Source organism: Salinicola sp. 4072, from assembly GCF_036663415.1.
Lineage (GTDB): Bacteria > Pseudomonadota > Gammaproteobacteria > Pseudomonadales > Halomonadaceae > Salinicola > Salinicola salarius_A.
Window position 1 is genome coordinate 35,914 of record NZ_JAXOVV010000022.1, and the last position, 17,524, is coordinate 53,437.

Here is a 17,524-nt window from a genome sequence, read left to right on the forward strand (position 1 = left end):
GTTCGTCGTTCATCGGACTCGTGAGTCATCGGATTCGAACCTCAATGGAGCACGCTCATGTTCAGCTACTGTCTGCGTCGAACATTGGCAGCAGTGCCGGTGATGGTCGTGGTTGCGCTGTTCGTTTTCCTGTTGCTGCGGCTCTCGCCGGGCGACCCCGCCGCCATCATCGCCGGCGATATGGCGACACCGGAGCAACTGGACCGCATTCGCGAAACGCTAGGGCTCAACCAGCCTCTTTATATTCAGTTCTTCAACTGGGCCGGGGAGTTATTGCGAGGTGACTTCGGCACCTCGTTGATGTCGAACTTGCCGGTGACGCAACTGATGGCACAGCGTCTCGAACCCACCATTAGCCTGGCGCTGCTGAGCATTGCGCTGTCGGTGGTCGTGGCAGTGCCGATGGGCGTCATCGCGGCCTGGAAGCATGGCAGCCTGATCGATAACGCGGTCATGTCCCTGTCGGTGCTGGGGTTTTCGGTACCGGTGTTCGTGACCGGCTACATTCTGATCAAGATTTTCTCCATCGATCTCGGCTGGCTACCGGTACAGGGTTTCAGACGGATTTCCCAGGAAGGGTTCGGTCCGTTCATCCAGCACGCGATCCTGCCGGCGCTGATGCTGTCGACGATCTATATCGCACTGATCGCGCGCATGACCCGCGCCAGCATGCTCGATGTGCTGGGGGAAGACTTCATTCGTACTGCCCATGCCAAGGGGGCCAGCGAAAAACGCGTGCTGTTCAAGCATGCGCTACGCAACGCCGGCGTGCCGATTCTGGAGGTCATCGGGACCGGCTTCGCGCTGATGATCACCGGCGTGGTGGTGACCGAAAGCGTGTTCAATATTCCAGGGCTGGGGCGGTTGACCGTCGATGCCATTCTCTCGCGCGATTACCCGGTGATTCAGGGGCTGATTCTGGTCACCAGCGGCGTCTACGTGATGATCAATCTGGCTATCGATCTCTCCTATGCATTGCTCGACCCGAGGATTCGTTACCAATGAGCCTATCATCGCCTCATGCATCCCCCGATGTTTCCGCCGCCATTCCACCACGGCGTCGGCTGCGCTTGTGGCCGCGCCAGCGCCCCGGCTGGGCGGTGATCGTTGCCGCCATCTGCCTGGCGTTGATCGTGATCATCGCCATTCTGGCACCGTGGCTGGCACCCCACGATCCGCTAGACATGTCGCCTGCCGATCGCCTGAAGCCACCCAGCGATACCTACTGGCTGGGCAGCGACGCCTATGGCCGGGACCTGCTGTCGAGAGTGCTCTACGGCGCAAGGGTTTCTCTGATCGTGGGGCTCGGCAGTGCGCTGATCAGTGTCGTCGTCGGTCTGCCGCTCGGCATACTCGCGGGCTTCTTCCGTAGCCTGGATGCAGTGATCATGCGAGTCATGGATGGTCTGATGGCGATTCCGAGCGTGCTGCTGGCGATTGCCATCGTCTCCTTGATCAGCGCCAACCTGTGGACGGTCATGGCCGCGATCACCATTCCGGAGATACCCCGAATCGTGCGTCTGGTCCGTTCGGTGGTGCTGTCCGCGCGGGAAGAGCCCTACGTGGAGGCTGCCGTGTCGCTGGGAAGCAGCCTTCCCACCGTCATGTGGCGTCATCTGATGCCCAATACGCTGGCCCCGTTGATCGTGATGAGTACCTACATCTGCGCCTCGGCCATTCTGACCGAAGCCATTCTCTCCTTTCTGGGTGCCGGCCTCGGTACCGAAACGCCGACCTGGGGCAACATCATGGCGGAGGGCCGAACCTACTTCCTGATCAAGCCATCGCTGATCTTCTGGCCGGGCATCGCACTGTCGGTCTGCATTCTCTCGATCAATCTGCTTGGTGATGCCGCCCGTGACCGTCTGGACCCTCGACTACAGAAACGTGGAGGTGCGCAATGATCGATAATCTTCGTCCTGAAAGCCCTCCTGAGTGGGTACTGAAGATCGAGGGGCTGGAGGTCGCTACCCGGGGGGGCGCGGCCAAGCCGATACTCAAGGGAGTCGACTTCAGTATCGCGCCGGGCGAGACGCTCTGCCTGGTGGGAGAGTCGGGATCCGGCAAGTCGGTGACCTCGCTGGCGGTGATGGGCTTGCTGCCCAAAGGCAGCTTGAACGCGACCGGCGGGCGCATCGAGCTGGAGGGCGATTCGCTGCTCGAGGTTTCCTCGACGCGGCTGCGGGACCTGCGGGCCAGCCGCATGGCGATGATCTTCCAGGAGCCGATGACCGCGCTCAACCCATTGATGCGGGTCGGGGAGCAGATCGAAGAGGTGCTGATCATGCACCAGAAAAGCCTCTCTTCGACACAGCGGCGCGAACGCGTACTCGAGATGCTCGACCAGGTCCAGTTGCCGGATATCGAGCGTGTCTTCGACAGCTGGCCGCACCAGCTCTCCGGCGGCCAGCGCCAGCGCATCATGATCGCCATGGCATTGATTCTCGAACCCAAACTGCTGATTGCCGACGAGCCCACGACTGCCCTGGACGTCACTACGCAGAAGCAGATTCTCAAGCTGATCAAGGCGCTGCAGGAGCGCCATGGCACCTCGGTGCTGTTCATCACGCACGACATGGGGGTCGTCGCCGATATCGCGGACCGTGTCTGCGTGATGCGCCATGGCGAGGTCGTGGAGACGCAACCCATCGAAGAGCTGCTGCGACGCCCCGGAACAGAGTACACCCGTCAACTGCTGACGGCGGTGCCGAGTCTGCGGCCGAGGGCGGCGCGCGCCGTGACCGATCGCGAAATCGTGCTGGAAGCGATCGAGCTCGAAAAACGTTATGGCGAACGTTCGGCCTGGGCACGCTGGACCGGCAAGGCGGCGTCGCAGACGCTTGCGGCCAGCGACATCAACTTCGCGCTGACGCGTGGGCGGACGCTGGGTATCGTCGGCGAGAGCGGCTCCGGTAAATCGACAGTCGCCCGCTGCGTGATGCGGATGATCGAACCGACTGGCGGCGGTGTTCGGGTGATGGGCAAGGACATCGCCAGCCTGGGAAGGGCTGCGCTGAAGCCGCATCGCAAGCGTATCCAGATGATCTTTCAGGATCCCTTCCGCTCGCTCAACCCGCGTCTGACGATCGCCACCAGCCTGGTCGAAGGCCCCGTCAACTACGGCACGCCTCGGGAAGAGGCGATGGAGAAAGCCGCCGAGCTGCTGGCATTGGTGGGCTTGCCGAAAGACGCACTCGACCGTTATCCCCACCAATTTTCCGGCGGGCAGCGTCAGCGCATTGCCATCGCGCGGGCGCTGGCAATGGAGCCCGACGTGCTGGTCGCCGACGAAGCCGTCTCGGCGCTGGATGTCTCGGTTCAGGCCCAGGTGCTCGAACTGCTCGACGACCTCCAGCGTCGGCTTGGCATCGCGGTGTTATTCATCACGCATGACCTGCGTGTCGCCGCCCAGATCTGCGACGAGGTGATGGTGATGCAGAAAGGTGCGGTCGTGGAGTATGGGCCGGCCGAGCGCGTGCTCGGTGCGCCGGAACATCCCTACACGCGCTCGCTGATGCTGGCGGCTCCCGGCCGACACTGGGATTTCTCGGGGTTCCGTCCTCTCGATCACGTCTTCGAGGAGACCCCGGCATCCACATCGACCGCCCCTGTCTAGCCATGAATGGCCGGGATCACTCGATCGAACTTCCTCTTCTTATGATCCATTTGATTCAAGGAGCGCGTCATGCCCCAGCCCCGGATTGCCGTCGGTGGTTTTCTCCACGAAACCAATACTTTTGCGCCCAGCCCGGCGACCTACGAGGATTTCCTTCGCGGTGGCGGCGCACCACCGCTGAGCGAAGGGGAAGCGATCTTCGATGCGGTGGCGGATAGCAATATCGGTCTGTGCGGTTTCATCGATGCCCCCGACTCCCGAGCATGGACACTGATTCCTACCCTCTGGACGGCAGCGAGTCCGTCGGCTCACGTCACGCAGGATGCCTTCGAGCGGATCGCGGCGCGTCTGCTGGCGTCGATCGACAAGGCCATGCCGCTCGATGGCATCTATCTCGACCTGCACGGCGCCATGGTCACCCAGCGTTTCTATGATGGCGAAGGCGAGTTGCTGCGCCGTGTGCGGGCATTGGTGGGTGAAGAGGTCCCGATCGTGGTCTCGCTGGATCTGCACGGCAACGTTACGCCGGCAATGGTCGAGCAGGCCGATATGCTGATCGCTTATCGAACCTATCCACACGTCGACATGGCAGAGACCGGTGCGCGCTGTGCCAAGGCGTTGGCGAAGTTGTTGGGGGGAAGTCCGCGCCCCGCCAAAGCGTTTCGTCAGCTCGATTTTCTGATGCCGATCGCCTGGCAGTGCACGGCGGAGGAGCCGTGCCGCTCGCTCTATGCCGGGGTAGCCGCGATGGAGAGCGAGTCGCTGCCCTCCGTTTCGTTTCTGACCGGCTTTCCGGCCGCCGATTTCGCCGACTGCGGCCCTTGTATCGTGGTCTATGGCATCGATTCGGTCACTGCCGAGTCTGCCGCCGACACACTGATGGCACGGATTGCCGCACAGGAGCCGGCATTCGCCGGGCGGGTGCTCGATCCCGACGCCGGGGTACGCGAAGCAATGCGCCTGGCCGATGGTGCGACCAGACCGGTGGTGATCGCCGATACCCAGGACAATCCGGGAGCAGGGGGCAACTCCGACACCATGGGCATGCTGAAAGCGCTCATCGCTTGCGGGGCCGAGCGCGCCGCGATCGGCAACGTGTTCGACCCGGCAGCGGCCGAGGTCGCGCACGAGGCGGGCGTCGGCGCAGTGGTCCGGCTGGCGCTGGGTGGTCATTCCGGCGTGGAAGGGGACTCGCCGCTGGAGGCGGAGTTCATGGTCGAAGCGCTCTCGGACGGCTGCTTTGTTGCGCCCGGCCCGTATTACGGTGGCGGGCGCCTCGAGATGGGACCGTCCGCCTGCCTGCGAATCGGCGACGTGCGCGTCGTGGTGGTCAGTCGCAAGGCACAGATGGCGGATCAGGCGATGTATCGCTCGGTGGGCATCGAGCCGTTGGAGCAGGCCATTCTCGTCAACAAGAGTTCGGTGCACTTTCGGGCCGACTTCGCGCCGATTGCCGAAGCCATTCTGGTCTGCGCCGCGCCGGGACCGATGGCGGTGGATCCGTCCAATCTGCCATGGCAGCGGCTGCGTCCGGGTATGCGGACTTCGCCGCTGGGAAGACCATTCACGCCTATTGCCGAGCCCGCCTGATCTTGGCCTCTGCCAATACCGACTTTCCATTCCAAGGAGTTTTCATGACCACATTGCCGCGTATCGACGCCTTTACCGACGAACTGATCGAGATCCGTCACGACATCCATGCTCACCCGGAGATCGGCTTCGAAGAGCAGCGTACCTCCGCAATCGTCGCCGCCTACCTGCAGGCGCTGGGGCTCGACGTACACACTGGAATCGGCAAGACCGGCGTCATCGGCCTGATCGATGGCAAGCGTGGGCCGGGCAAGACGATCGGACTGCGTGCCGATATGGATGCGTTGCCGATGACCGAGGAAACGGCGCTGCCGTTCGCCTCGAAGCACCCCGGTCGATTTCATGGCTGTGGCCACGACGGCCATACCACGATGCTGCTGGGTGCGGCGCGCTATCTCGCCGAGACGCGAGATTTCGCCGGACGCGTGATGCTGATCTTCCAGCCCGCGGAGGAGGGGCTGGGTGGCGCGCGGGCAATGATTGCCGAAAAGCTGTTCGAGCGCTTTCCCTGTGACGAAATCTATGCATTACACAATGCGCCGCACCTCGATCACGGGCAGATTCGGGTGATGAGCGGCAAGGCCATGGCGGGCGCGGAATTCTTCGATATCGTCATTCGCGGCCGAGGCAGTCATGGTGCCCAGCCCAATAACGCACGAGATCCGATCGTGGTGGCTACCCAGCTTTCACAGGCCATGCAGAGCATCGTCAGCCGCAATACCGACCCGCTGGACGCTGCCGTGGTCTCGATTACCCAGTTGCACTCGGGCTCCGCCTACAACGTGATTCCGCAGTCGGCCACGCTCTCCGGCACCATTCGCACCTTCGACGACGGCGTCGCCGCACTGATCCACGAGCGCATCCGCGAACTTGCCGCCGGACTGGCCAGCGCCTACGGCGTCGAGATCGATGTCGATATCCGCAATATCTTTTCGGTACTGGAGAACCATGCCGAGCAGACTGGGGCATTGGAAGCAGCGGCCAAGGAGATCGTCGGTGACGCCAGTGTCGGCGATCTCGGCCGCCCGGCAATGGGGAGCGAAGACTTCGCCGACATGCTCAAGATCGTGCCGGGCTCCTACTGTTGGTTGGGACATGCCGGCGATATTCCGGTCCATAATCCGGCGTTCGTGCTGGATGACGGCATTCTGCCGGTCGGTGCGAGCCTGCTGGCACGGGTTGCCGAGCGTCGTCTCAACGAGCTGGCGGATGTGGCCGAGTCCCGGGCGGTGAGTGCATGAGTCTTGCCCGGGGGTTCGTGAAGGCGCTCGAATTCGATATCGATGACATGATTGCCGGGCTGAAGCGCTGGGTCGAATGCGAAAGTCCGACCTTCGATGCCCACGCCGTCAATCGCATGATGACACTGGCGTCGGAAGATCTGGTCGATCTGGGGGCTTCGGTCGAGCGCATTCCCGGTCCGACCGGACTCGGCGATTGTCTCAAGGCGAGCTTTCCGCACCCCGCGAGTGAGCAGGGCGGTATCTTGATCATGGCGCATCTCGATACGGTGCATCCCGTCGGGACGCTGGAAACCTTGCCGTTCAGGCACGAGGGCGGTCGCTGTTACGGTCCCGGGATCTGTGACATGAAAGGTGGCACGTTCGCTGCACTTCACGCCGTGGCCGCGCTGCGTCAGGCCGGCATCGACACGGCCCTGCCGATTCATGTACTGCTGACCTGCGACGAGGAGGTCGGCAGCCCCGGCACCCGCGAACTGATCGAACGGGAAGCGGCAAGACATCGCTACATTCTGGTGCCGGAACCGGCGCGGGCCGGCAACGGCGTCGTTACCGGCCGGTATGCCATCGCCCGTTTCGACCTGCTGGCCCACGGTCGGCCGAGTCATGCCGGCGCCGCATTGGCCGAAGGGCACTCGGCGATTCGCGAGATGGTGGCGCGAATTCCAGAGATCGAGGCGATGACCGACGATGACTGTACCTTCAGCGTCGGTGTGGTGCAGGGCGGTCAATGGGTCAACTGCGTGTCGACGACCTGTCGCGGCGAGGCGCTGAGCATGGCCAAGCGCCAGACGGACCTGGATCGCGGGATCGCGCGCATGCTGCAACTGAACCAGCGCGAGGAGGGTGGCGTGGGCTTCGAGGTCAGACTCGGCGTGGTACGCCCGGTATGGGAGCCGAACGAGGCAACGCTAGCACTCTACGGTCACGCCAAAGCGGTCGCGGATGAACTGGGAATGTCCCTGCCGCACTCCAGTAGCGGCGGCGGTTCCGATGGCAACTTTACCGGGGCGATGGGACTGCCCACACTCGACGGATTGGGCCTGCGAGGTGCCGGCATTCATACCTTGAACGAACACATCGAGATCGACAGCCTGATCGAGCGCTCGAGACTGATGGCCGGGTTGATGGCCAGGCTGGTTTAGCGATTCGAACGATTCGAGGCGTCTCTACGAGACGCCTCGAGGAAAAGGGCGATTTCAGTCATCTACGCGCCCGCGCAGGCGTTTCTTCTGGCCGTGTTTCGTCTTTTGATCGACCCGCTTTCGCTTTGCGCTACGGCTGGGTTGGGTCGCCCGCCGCGGCTTGTCGCCGTAGAGCACGGGTTTGATCAACTGCTTGAGCCTGGCCAGCGCGGCTTCACGGTTGAGTTCCTGCGTACGATGCTCTTGCGACTTGATCACGATGACCCCGTCGCGGGTGATGCGCTTGTCGCTGAGCGCCAGCAGCTTTTCCTTGAACCCGGAGTGCAGGCTCGAGGCGCGGATATCGAAGCGCAGGTGAATCGCCGAGGAGACCTTGTTGACGTTCTGGCCGCCGGCGCCCTGGGCGCGGACGGCGATCAGTTCGATCTCGTTGTCGGGGATCGATACGTTGCGGGAGATTTCCAGTGGCATTGCTAACTCCCGAGTCGGTGGCTATGGAGTGTCTTTCTCCAGGCGCCAGCATCAGGCCTCGCCCGGCAGCGCGCCCATCGTCTGGCCCATGCTGATCGGGCTGCCTTTCGGATCGAAATCCCCGAAAGCCGTTTCTTGGCCCATGCACATCACCACGGTGGAGCCGAGCTTGAAACGGCCCATCTCCTGTCCCTTCTCGATCACGATCGGCTCATCGAAACGCGTGGTCTGCACGCGACCGCTCAGCGGCGTGACCTGGCCGGCCCAGGTAGTCTCGATGGCAGCGACGATCATCGCGCCGACCAGCACCATCGCCAGCGGCCCGTGCTCGGTATCGAAGATACAGACCAGGCGCTCGTTGCGGGCGAACAGGCCGGGCACGTGATTGGCAGTGGCCTGGTTGACCGAGAACAGCCGCCCCGGCACGTAGGTCATCTCGCGCAGGGTGCCGGTCATCGGCATATGTACCCGGTGATAATCCTTCGGCGACAGGTAGACCGTGGCGAAGCTGCCCTGGCGAAACGGTGCCGCGCGGGAAACGTCGCCGCCGAGCAGGGCGCCAAGCGAGTAGGTCTGTCCCTTGGCCTGAATCAGGGTGCCGTGTTCGATACGGCCGTAGCGTGACAGCACGCCGTCGGCGGGGGAGACCAGGCCTTCGCCGATGGGGCGAGCGTCGGGCTTGAGCGCGCGGGTGAAGAAGTCGTTGAAGCAGGCGTAGGCGGTCGGGTCCGGCTCCAGGGCCTGGCTCATGTCCACACCGTAGGTGTGAATGAAACGACGGATGAACAGATCCTTGACCCAGGGAATCCGACATTCGGCGACCAGGCCGATCAGTCGCGAGATCGCGTGGTGAGGTAGCGGGTACTGAATTCTGGCGAAGAGTTCCTGGCGATCCACGATGACGACCCCGGTATTGGAAAGACGGACGAACTGGAAGGCGGACAAGGTAGCGAGACTACCCGGTCCGCGCAATAGAATGAGCTACGAGCTACGAGCTACGAGCTACGAGCTACGAGCTACGAGCTACGAGCTACGAGCTACGAGCTACGAGCTACGAGCTACGAGCTACGAGCTACGAGCTACGAGCCACGAGCCGGCGGCCGTCACTTCTCGACTGGCGTATCGTCGCGGTTGCCCCACTCCTTCCACGAGCCGGGATAGGCGCGAACGTTGTCGTAACCGAGCGCCTTGGCGGCGAGCCAGGTCAGTCCGCTGCGGTGGTGGGTCTGGCAGTGGGTGACGATTTCCTTGTCCTGGGTCAGGCCGCGGGCTTCCAGTTCGGTGACGAGTTCGGCGTAATCGCGCAGGCGCAGATCGTGGTCCTTGTCCATCACGTCCAGCCAGTCGAAGTTGACCGCCCCGGGGATATGACCCCGCTTGCGATTGTCACCCTTGGTGCCCCGATACTCCTCGTCGGAACGGGCATCCCAGATCGCGAGCGCAGGATCGCCGAGTCGCTCCATCAGTTCCTCGCGCCGGATCAGGACCTGCGGATTGAGGTAGGCCGCTTCGTACTGGCTGGGCGTGGACGAGGCGGGCGTGGTGGAAACCGGCTGACCGTCGGCACGCCAGGCGTGGATCCCGCCGTTGAGGTACGAGTAACGGCGGTGGCCGATCAGCTCCAGCGTCCAGAGCAGACGTCCGGCCCAGCCGCCACCTTCATCGTCGTAGGCGACGACGTGGGTCTCCGGTGTCAGCCCGAGCTCGGAAAACAGCGCGCTCAGGGCAGCTTCGGATGGCACGTCGTTGGGCACCTCGCCGGTGCCGGCCAGCAGGCGGCGGGATTCGAGGAAGATCGCGCCCGGCACGTGACCCGATTCGTAACTTTCGGCCTTGAGCGGCACATCGATGATCAGCAGGTGCGGGTCTTCGAGGTGCTGCGCTAACGTGGCCGGGTCCAGAATCAGTGGCAACTGAGGGGTTTCCGAGCTCATGAGCGGTGACTCCTGTCGTGATCGTTTCTGTCGTGATCGTGCTGCAGCAATGGGCATGATGATGGCACACGTGCCTGTCGCCAGGATAGCGGATGGCGTCGCGAAGCGGATCCGCTATACTGCGCGCCGCTCGAGAGTGGCGGCCACCCGTTCGCAAGGTCGAATTCGGACGGGTTTTTTCGGCCCGATGACCTCTCGGCCCTTTTCATGGGGACCATCCTCGTATACAAAATTCACGGACGCGAGCGGTTCGCGTCACCAATAACAATCATGATTGCCAGGAGATTGCTGCGTGCTTGAAAAAATGTTCTCTCTGCGCTCGCTGGGGACGACGGTCAAAACCGAAGTGCTGGCGGGCATCGCGACCTTCCTGGCGGCGATGTACATCATCGTGGTCAACCCTTCGATTCTTTCCAGCGCCGGTGTCCCGTTCGCCGGCGCCCTGACGGCCACCGTGCTGATCAGCTTCTTCGGCAGCGTGATGATGGGCCTCTATGCGCGCAACCCGATCCTGGTAGCGCCGGGCATGGGGATCAATGCGCTGTTCACCTACACCATGGTGCTGGGGGCGGGCATCGAGTGGCAGACCGCGCTGGGCTGCGTGTTCTGGTCCGGCGTGCTGTTCGGCCTGCTGGCGCTGTTCAACGTGCGCCGCTACGTGGTCGATGCGATCCCGGCAACGCTGCGTCACGCCATTGCCTGCGGCATCGGCCTGTTCATTACCGTGATCGGCCTGGTCAACGCCGGCATGCTGGTCTCCAATCCGGCCACGGTGGTCGGTCTGGGCGAAATGACGCCGACGCTGGTCACGTTTCTGATCGGGCTGGGGATCACTGCCGTGCTGGTGGCGCGCCGCATTCAGGGCGCGCTGATCCTGGGCATCGTCGTTACCACGGTACTCGCCATTCCCATCGGCCGGCTGTGGGGTGATGCCAGTGCCGTGTCGCCGACAGGCTCGCCGACGCTGGTCAACTTCCAGGGCATTTTCGCCTGGCCCGATTTCGGTGCGCTGTGGCAGGTCGATTTCATCGGCGCGCTATCCATCGCCTATTGGCCGTTCATCTTCGTGATCCTGTTCACGACGTTCTTCGACGCGATGTCGACATTCATCGGCGTGTGTCAGGCGGGTAACCTGCTCGACGAGGACGGCGAGCCGCGCAACATTCGCCGTTCGATGATGGTGGACGCGTTCTCGGCGTTGATCTCCGCGCCATTGGGCACCAGCCCGGCCAACGCCTATGTCGAATCCGCGGCCGGTATCAGTCAGGGCGGGCGTTCCGGGCTGGTCGCCGTGGTCGCGGGGCTGCTGTTCCTGCCGTTTCTGTTCCTGTCGCCGCTGCTGGCACTAGTGCCGGCCATCGCCACCGCGCCGGCGCTGATCATGGTGGGCGTGTTCATGCTCTCGCCGATTCGCACCATCGACTGGCAGCAGTACGACGATGCCATCCCGGCGTTCGTGGCGATGATGCTGATTCCGCTGACCTACTCGATCACCCACGGCGTGGTGTTCGGCTTCCTGACATTCGTCGCGGTCAAGGTGGGGGTCGGCAAGGCGAAGGAAGTGCGCCCGGCGATGTGGGTGCTGTTCTTCCTCTCCATCCTGATGTTGTTCGAAGGCTGAACCAGATGGCCTGCGCTCGACACTCTTTGTTAAAAAAGCGGCCTCTGATTGCCATCTTCGTTGGTGCATCGCATTTCTGAGCCAGGTTGGCTTTCTCGAAGGCTTGCACCCGAGACGCCTTTCGGAACGGCGCTGAACGCAGAGCGTCGAGCCGGGTCTCGCGTCATGGATGACGCGAGAGGCGCGTTGGGCAGGATGCCCTTTCGCGCCGACCCGAGCGCAGGCGCTCTAGCGTTCGGAGTCCGCCGTTCTGTGGCGTCAAAAAGGGGAGTTTGAGGGGCTTGCCCCTCAAGAATAACGTGCAGGAGGGCGGTAGCGGCCTCGTCAGTGGTGATCTGGTAGTGTCTGAATGAGTCAGCCCAGGCATTGGTGGATGATTGGATATCGCCGCGTCTCAGGACGCGGCGATCCTTTTGGTCATCATCAAAATCATGCCTGAGAGATGTGTTTCTGGCAGCGGGGCTACGACTGTCGAGTCTTGATCCAGCCTGCTGCTCACCCTGACGAGGGGGCTTAACGCTCGCCCCCTCGCCGCTCCCCCTCTTTTCGCGCCACAAAACGACGAAACCCTGAACGACTGCCGCTTGCGCTCGGGTCGGCGCGCAAGGACATCCCTGTCCAGGCGCGCCTCTTGTGGCATCCATGCCACAAGACCCGGCTCAGCGGGCGCCGTTCAGCGTCGTCTTGAAAGGCGCTGGGGCGGCTTCGATAACCCCTGGCGACTCTCAGGACGCGGCGATGTCGTCTCTGATGCGCTGAAAACTGGCGAAACGCTGGGGATGAATGTCGCCACGTTCGACGGCATCGAGCAGGGCGCAGCCGGGTTCCTGACGATGGCGGCAGTCGCGGAATCGGCAGTGGCCGAGATAGGGGCGGAATTCGATGAAGCCTTCCGCCAGTTCGCGCTCGTCGAGATGCCAGAGGCCGAATTCCCGGATGCCGGGCGAGTCGATCAAGTCGCCTCGTCGCGTTCCGTCGAGCGCCGTCTCCAGCGGTAGCGGGTAGAGGCGGGCCGTGGTGGTGGTGTGCTTGCCTTTGCGGGTATCCGTCGACAGCGCGCCGATCCGTAAGGTTTCGGCGGGCAGCAGTTTGTCGATCAGCGAGGACTTGCCGACCCCGCTCTGGCCGACGAAGACGGAAGTTCGCGCCGCCAGCCGTGCATGCAGCGCGTCCAGCCCGTGCTCGCCGCGCGCGGACGCTTCGATCAGCGGGTAACCGAGCCGATCGTAGCGTGCCAGCAATTCGCGCAGCGCGCCGCCCTCAGGTGGCAGCAGGTCGCTCTTGTTGAGCACTAGCACGGGCGGGATCCGGGTATGTTCCGCGGCGACCAGGTAACGGTCGATCAGGTTGGGATGCGGCTCCGGCTCGACCGCGACCACGATCAGGATCTGGTCGATATTGGCGGCGACGGGGCGCAGTTGACCGTGGGCATCCGGGCGTTCGAGCACGCTGTGACGCTCGCCGCGGGCGACCACCACGCCGCTGCCATCGTTGGCCTGGCGCCAGACCACCTGGTCGCCGGTCACCAGCCCTTCGAGATTGGCGCGCAGATGGCAGCGGTGCAGCCGGATCTGATCACCCTCGACGGACTCGACCTCCAGCGAGCGGCCGAAGTGGGCGGCGACGCGGCCGGGCTGCTCGGCTCCGTATTCGCCGGCATCGAGACGTTCGCTATCGCGGTCGTCCTTCTTCAACGCTCGTTCGGTGCGTTCGGCCTGGATCTTCTCGACGCGCCAGCGCTGTTGTCGGCTCAGTTTGCGGCGGCTCATGGTTTACGGTGACTCATGGTTTTCGGTTCTGGCTGTTGGTGTTTGCCCATCCGTCGTGCCCCGGGGGTAGAATGGCAGGCATTGTAGCCTTTACCGACTTGTCGTGTCCGCCCGCGTCCGCGCGGCCGAGGACACCGAATCTGGAGTTGTTCATGTCTGATCCATCCGCCACTAACTCATCCGCCTCTGCCCCATCCGCTGCCGGCACACGTAGCGACCTTCTGGTCTGGATCGATCTGGAAATGACCGGTCTCGATCCTGATCGGGAACGCATCATCGAGGTGGCAACGCTGATTACCGATGCCGAGCTGAACCTGGTCGCCGAAGGGCCGGTGCTGGCCGTGCACCAGCCGGACGCCCTGCTCGATGGCATGGACGAGTGGAACCAGAAGACCCATGGCGAATCCGGCCTGATCCAGCGGGTCCGCGAGAGCGCCATCGATACGGCGGAAGCGGAACGCCGTACCCTCGCGTTTCTCGCCACCTATGTCTCGCCCGGTACCTCGCCGGTCTGCGGAAACAGCATCCACCAGGATCGCCGTTTCATGGAGCGCGAGATGCCGGCGCTCAACAATTTCTTCCATTATCGAAATCTGGATGTCTCGACGCTGAAGGAGTTGGCCAAGCGCTGGAATCCGGCAGCCGCGAGCGGTTTCACCAAGCGCAACACGCACCAGGCGCTGGACGACATCCGTGAATCGCTGGCGGAGCTCAAGCATTACCGCGAGACGTTCCTGAAGCTGCCTTCCTGAAGGCCGGAGTGTGACGGCGCGCGACCCGTGGCGACCCGTTTCGTAACGGTCTAGACGCTGGCGATGCGTGCCTCGCGCTTGCGCCGTTGCTCTTCCAGCGCCCAGCGCACATGTTCGCGAACCAGATCGGAGGGGTAGGCGAGACGCGCGCGCAGGGCGCTCTCGACCCGTTCGCTCCAGGGCGCGTTGCCCAGGCCGATGGCGAGATTGCGTAGCCAGCGCTCGTAGCCGATGCGCCGAATCGGGCTGCCTTCGGTGCGCTTGAGGAATTCGGTCTCGCTCCAGGCAAACAGGTCGATCAGCTCGGCGCGGTCGAGATCGTGACGCGGCGCGAAATCCGGCTCGGTGCTGGCGCGAGTGAAGCGGGTGAAAGGGCAGAACAGCTGGCAGTCGTCACAGCCGTAGACGCGATTGCCCATGGCCCGGCGGAACTCGACGGGAATGCTGCCGTGAAGTTCGATTGTCAGGTACGAGATGCAGCGCCGCGCGTCGATCACCTTGTCGTCGATGATGGCATTGGTGGGGCAGGCGGTCTGGCAGCTGGAGCAGGAGCCGCAGTGCTCGCGCTCGAAGGGCGGGTCCACTGGTAGTGGCAGATCGGTATAGAGTTCGCCGAGGAAGAACAGCGAGCCGGCCTGGGGGTTGAGCAGCATGGCGTTCTTGCCGAACCAGCCCAGTCCGGCTTTCTGGGCCAGGGCGCGCTCCATCACCGGTGCGGAATCGACGAAGGCGCGATAGCCGATCGGGCCGACTTCGTCCTCGATCCGGCGGGCCAGTTGATCCAGCCGCTTGCGAATCAGTTTGTGATAGTCGCGCCCCAGCGCGTAGCGTGAAACATACGCCTTCTGCGGTTGTCCCAGTATTCTCGTGGTCTCGACCTCGGGCGGCAGGTAGTCCATGCGCGCGCTGATCACCCGCAGCGTCCCGGGTACGAGCTCCTGCGGCCGAGTGCGTTTGCTTCCATGCCTGGCCATGTAGTGCATCTCGCCATGATGTCCGGCGTCCAGCCAGCGCTGCAGATAGCGCTCATGGGTCTGCAGATCGGTATCCGTGATACCGATCGCCTGGAAGCCGAGTTCTCGTCCCCACTGCTTGATGCGTGAGGCGAGTTCGTCGAAATCGATGCTGGATGGGTGTGACATACCGCAGAGAAGCCAACGGAGATGGAAGTGTCGGGTGCGCTACCCTACACCACTAATGAGCCGAGCGTCAGTCGAATGGCAGATGTGACGCCATCTGGCGTCCTCATCGGCAAATCCTCTATCGGAAGATGACAGGAGTCACGATGACCGCCTCTTCTTTTCAGCGGCCGCTTTATCTGGCCGAGCAGGTGCGCGAGCTGGATCGTCGAACCATCGAGGCCGAGGGCGACAGCTTCGCATTGATGCGGCGCGCCGGCGAGTCGGCCTATGACACGCTGCGGGCCCGCTGGCCGCAGATGCGTCGTCTCTGCGTGCTGTGCGGTGGCGGTAACAATGGCGGCGACGGCTACGTCATCGCGGCACTGGCTGCCGCCGAGGGCCTGGTGGTCGACCTGGTCGCGCTCAAGCCGGTCGCCGAACTCGAGGGTGACGCGCGCCGGGCGGCGGTAATGGCAGCGGAGGCAGGCGTCGAAGCGGTCGACTGGAACGACGAGCTGACCCTGGATGGCGAGCTGATGGTCGATGCGATGCTGGGCACCGGCGCCAGTGGCGCGCCTCGTGAGCCTTATGCCGCTGCCATCACTGAGGTCAATGCCAGCGGCCGTCCGGTCATGGCCGTCGACGTGCCGTCCGGGGTCGATGTCGATACCGGCCATGTCGAGGCCGAGGCGATCAGTGCCACGCTGACGATCACCTTCATCGGCGACAAGTTCGGTCTGCATACCGGAGCGGCGCTCGACAGGGTTGGCGATATCGTCTATGCCTCGCTCGGCGTCGATCCACTACGGCATGGCGATATCGTGCCGGTGGCCTGGCGCCAGGCGCGCGAGGATCTGGCGGCGGCGCTGCCGCCGCGAACGCCCAATAGCCACAAGGGAGCTCATGGCCATGTGCTGGTGATCGCCGGCGCGCCGGGCATGGGCGGCGCGGCACTGATGACCAGCGAGATGGTGGCGCGTGTCGGCGCCGGCAAGGTGAGCCTCGCTACCGATGCCGCTCATGTCTCGGCCAGTCTGACCCGCTTTCCCGAGATCATGGCACGAGGCGTGCGTGGAGCACCGGATCTCGAGCCGATGGTCGAGGCAGCCGATGTCGTGGCCGTGGGGCCGGGTATCGAGACCGGTGCCTGGGGTCAGGCCGCGCTGCAGAGCGCACTCGATGCCGGCAAGCCCTGCGTCATCGATGCTGACGGCCTCAACCTGCTGGCGGGCGACGAACGGGAGCGCCGTCGAGACGACTGGATACTGACGCCGCATCCCGGCGAAGCGGGGCGCCTGCTGGGCATTTCCACCGCCGACGTCCAGCGGGACCGACGCGACGCCGTCATCGCCCTGCACCGGCGCTGGGGCGGTACCATCGTGCTCAAGGGCGCGGGTACGCTGGTCTACGACGGCGAGCGGCTCACGCTCTGTCCGTTCGGCAACCCGGGCATGGCCAGTGGCGGCATGGGCGATGCGTTGACCGGCATCATTGCGGGACTCGCCGGGCAGCTCGAATCGCCCGGCGAGGCGGCTCGGATCGGCGTGCTGCTTCACGCCCTGGCCGCGGATGCCGCGGCGTCGGATGCCGGCGAGCGTGGTTTGCTGGCGACTGATCTGGCATCCTATGCGCGAACTTTGGCCAACCCTCAACCTGTCTCGAGTCATGCCGATCACACTTAGCGATGAAGCCGCCCAGGTGGCCTTTGGCGAATCCCTGGGCCGAGCGCTGGCCGGTCGTGGTCAGGTCCACCTGATCGGCGACCTGGGGGCCGGCAAGACCACGCTGGCAAGGGGCATCCTGCGTGCCCATGGCCATGAAGGGGCGGTCAAGAGCCCGACTTACACGCTGGTCGAGCCCTACGAGACTGCATCGGCCCGAATCTACCATTTTGACCTTTACCGCCTGGGCGATCCCGAGGAGCTCGAGTTCATCGGTGCCCGCGACATGATGGGTGACGACGCGCTCTGTCTGATCGAGTGGCCGAGCCGCGGCGCCGGCTGGCTACCCACGCCCGATCTCGAGATACACCTCCGGGTCCATGCCTCGGGCCGGGTCGCCTGGGGCATCGCGTACAGCGAACACGGAAGTGCCGCGCTGACGCAGCTGCCGGCGGGGCTGCGCGATTCGATGAGCGGTGAGGAACCAGTGAGTCACAAGGAAGATGAATGCTGACAGAAGTGCAACAGGCGCCTCATGACGCCCGGCCCGGTCGTGAGTCGTTATGGAATCTTGTCGCCATCCTGTGTCATGCCGCATTCCTG

At 63.8% G+C, this 17,524-nt stretch carries 15 protein-coding genes; 10 read left to right on the plus strand and 5 right to left on the minus strand.

From position 1 onward, the window contains the following. The first annotated feature begins 57 nt into the window (after positions 1–57). The 6 genes from R3F72_RS14325 to R3F72_RS14350 all read left to right on the plus strand — a co-directional run bounded on the left by R3F72_RS14325 (position 58) and on the right by R3F72_RS14350 (position 7,592). Positions 58–1,005 carry an ABC transporter permease gene (locus R3F72_RS14325; RefSeq protein WP_303853350.1) on the plus strand — a complete coding sequence of 316 codons (948 nt, stop codon included), beginning with the start codon at positions 58–60 and terminating at the stop codon, positions 1,003–1,005. Further along, positions 1,002–1,904, plus strand: coding sequence for an ABC transporter permease (locus R3F72_RS14330; RefSeq protein ID WP_332779991.1), 903 nt, complete (start codon positions 1,002–1,004; stop codon positions 1,902–1,904). The genes R3F72_RS14325 and R3F72_RS14330 overlap by 4 nt, the downstream gene beginning before the upstream one ends. Further along, entirely contained in the window at positions 1,901–3,616 is a 1,716-nt protein-coding gene (locus R3F72_RS14335) for an ABC transporter ATP-binding protein (RefSeq protein ID WP_332779992.1), read from the plus strand. Before R3F72_RS14330 ends, R3F72_RS14335 begins: the two co-directional genes overlap by 4 nt. 69 nt (positions 3,617–3,685) lie before the next feature. Then, positions 3,686–5,206, plus strand: coding sequence for a M81 family metallopeptidase (locus tag R3F72_RS14340; protein WP_303853356.1), 1,521 nt, complete (start codon positions 3,686–3,688; stop codon positions 5,204–5,206). 44 nt (positions 5,207–5,250) lie between these two features. Then, complete coding sequence (locus tag R3F72_RS14345) at positions 5,251–6,447, plus strand: M20 aminoacylase family protein (protein WP_332779993.1); 1,197 nt, start codon at positions 5,251–5,253, stop codon at positions 6,445–6,447. Next, positions 6,444–7,592 (plus strand): M20/M25/M40 family metallo-hydrolase, encoded by a 1,149-nt coding sequence (locus R3F72_RS14350; protein WP_332779994.1) that lies wholly within the window; start codon positions 6,444–6,446, stop codon positions 7,590–7,592. The genes R3F72_RS14345 and R3F72_RS14350 overlap by 4 nt, the downstream gene beginning before the upstream one ends. Positions 7,593–7,646: 54 nt before the next feature. On the opposite strand, the gene arfB is transcribed toward R3F72_RS14350, so the two are convergent. The 3 genes from arfB to R3F72_RS14365 form a co-directional block, all read right to left on the minus strand. Then, positions 7,647–8,063, minus strand: coding sequence for an alternative ribosome rescue aminoacyl-tRNA hydrolase ArfB (gene arfB, locus R3F72_RS14355; protein ID WP_332779995.1), 417 nt, complete (start codon positions 8,061–8,063; stop codon positions 7,647–7,649). A gap of 51 nt (positions 8,064–8,114) precedes the next feature. Continuing rightward, positions 8,115–9,008 carry an archaetidylserine decarboxylase gene (asd, locus tag R3F72_RS14360; RefSeq protein ID WP_442978353.1) on the minus strand — a complete coding sequence of 298 codons (894 nt, stop codon included), beginning with the start codon at positions 9,006–9,008 and terminating at the stop codon, positions 8,115–8,117. Positions 9,009–9,166: 158 nt separating this feature from the next. After that, positions 9,167–9,997 (minus strand): sulfurtransferase, encoded by an 831-nt coding sequence (locus tag R3F72_RS14365; protein ID WP_332779996.1) that lies wholly within the window; start codon positions 9,995–9,997, stop codon positions 9,167–9,169. A 304-nt stretch (positions 9,998–10,301) separates the two neighbouring features. On the opposite strand from R3F72_RS14365, the gene R3F72_RS14370 reads away from it, so the two are divergent. Further along, complete coding sequence (locus R3F72_RS14370; protein ID WP_087719350.1) at positions 10,302–11,618, plus strand: NCS2 family permease; 1,317 nt, start codon at positions 10,302–10,304, stop codon at positions 11,616–11,618. 725 nt (positions 11,619–12,343) lie between these two features. Here R3F72_RS14370 and rsgA read toward each other — a convergent pair. Next, on the minus strand, positions 12,344–13,387 hold the full coding sequence (gene rsgA, locus R3F72_RS14375) for a small ribosomal subunit biogenesis GTPase RsgA (RefSeq protein ID WP_087719349.1): 1,044 nt from the start codon (positions 13,385–13,387) through the stop codon (positions 12,344–12,346). 152 nt (positions 13,388–13,539) lie between these two features. Here rsgA and orn point away from each other — a divergent pair, with 152 nt between their 5' ends. Further along, a complete protein-coding gene (gene orn / locus R3F72_RS14380) occupies positions 13,540–14,139 on the plus strand; it encodes an oligoribonuclease (protein ID WP_087719348.1) in 600 nt (199 codons plus the stop codon). Between the two features lie 50 nt (positions 14,140–14,189). On the opposite strand, the gene queG is transcribed toward orn, so the two are convergent. After that, positions 14,190–15,281: a tRNA epoxyqueuosine(34) reductase QueG gene (gene queG / locus R3F72_RS14385; protein WP_087719347.1), complete on the minus strand. Its 1,092-nt coding sequence runs from the start codon at positions 15,279–15,281 to the stop codon at positions 14,190–14,192. A gap of 143 nt (positions 15,282–15,424) precedes the next feature. On the opposite strand from queG, the gene R3F72_RS14390 reads away from it, so the two are divergent. Both R3F72_RS14390 and tsaE read left to right on the plus strand, forming a co-directional pair. Continuing rightward, positions 15,425–16,942 carry an NAD(P)H-hydrate dehydratase gene (locus tag R3F72_RS14390; RefSeq protein ID WP_332779997.1) on the plus strand — a complete coding sequence of 506 codons (1,518 nt, stop codon included), beginning with the start codon at positions 15,425–15,427 and terminating at the stop codon, positions 16,940–16,942. Beyond that, the gene (tsaE, locus tag R3F72_RS14395; protein ID WP_303853372.1) at positions 16,926–17,435 is read left to right on the plus strand and encodes a tRNA (adenosine(37)-N6)-threonylcarbamoyltransferase complex ATPase subunit type 1 TsaE; all 510 of its coding nucleotides are present in this window, start codon (positions 16,926–16,928) and stop codon (positions 17,433–17,435) included. Before R3F72_RS14390 ends, tsaE begins: the two co-directional genes overlap by 17 nt. The last annotated feature ends 89 nt before the right edge of the window (positions 17,436–17,524 follow it).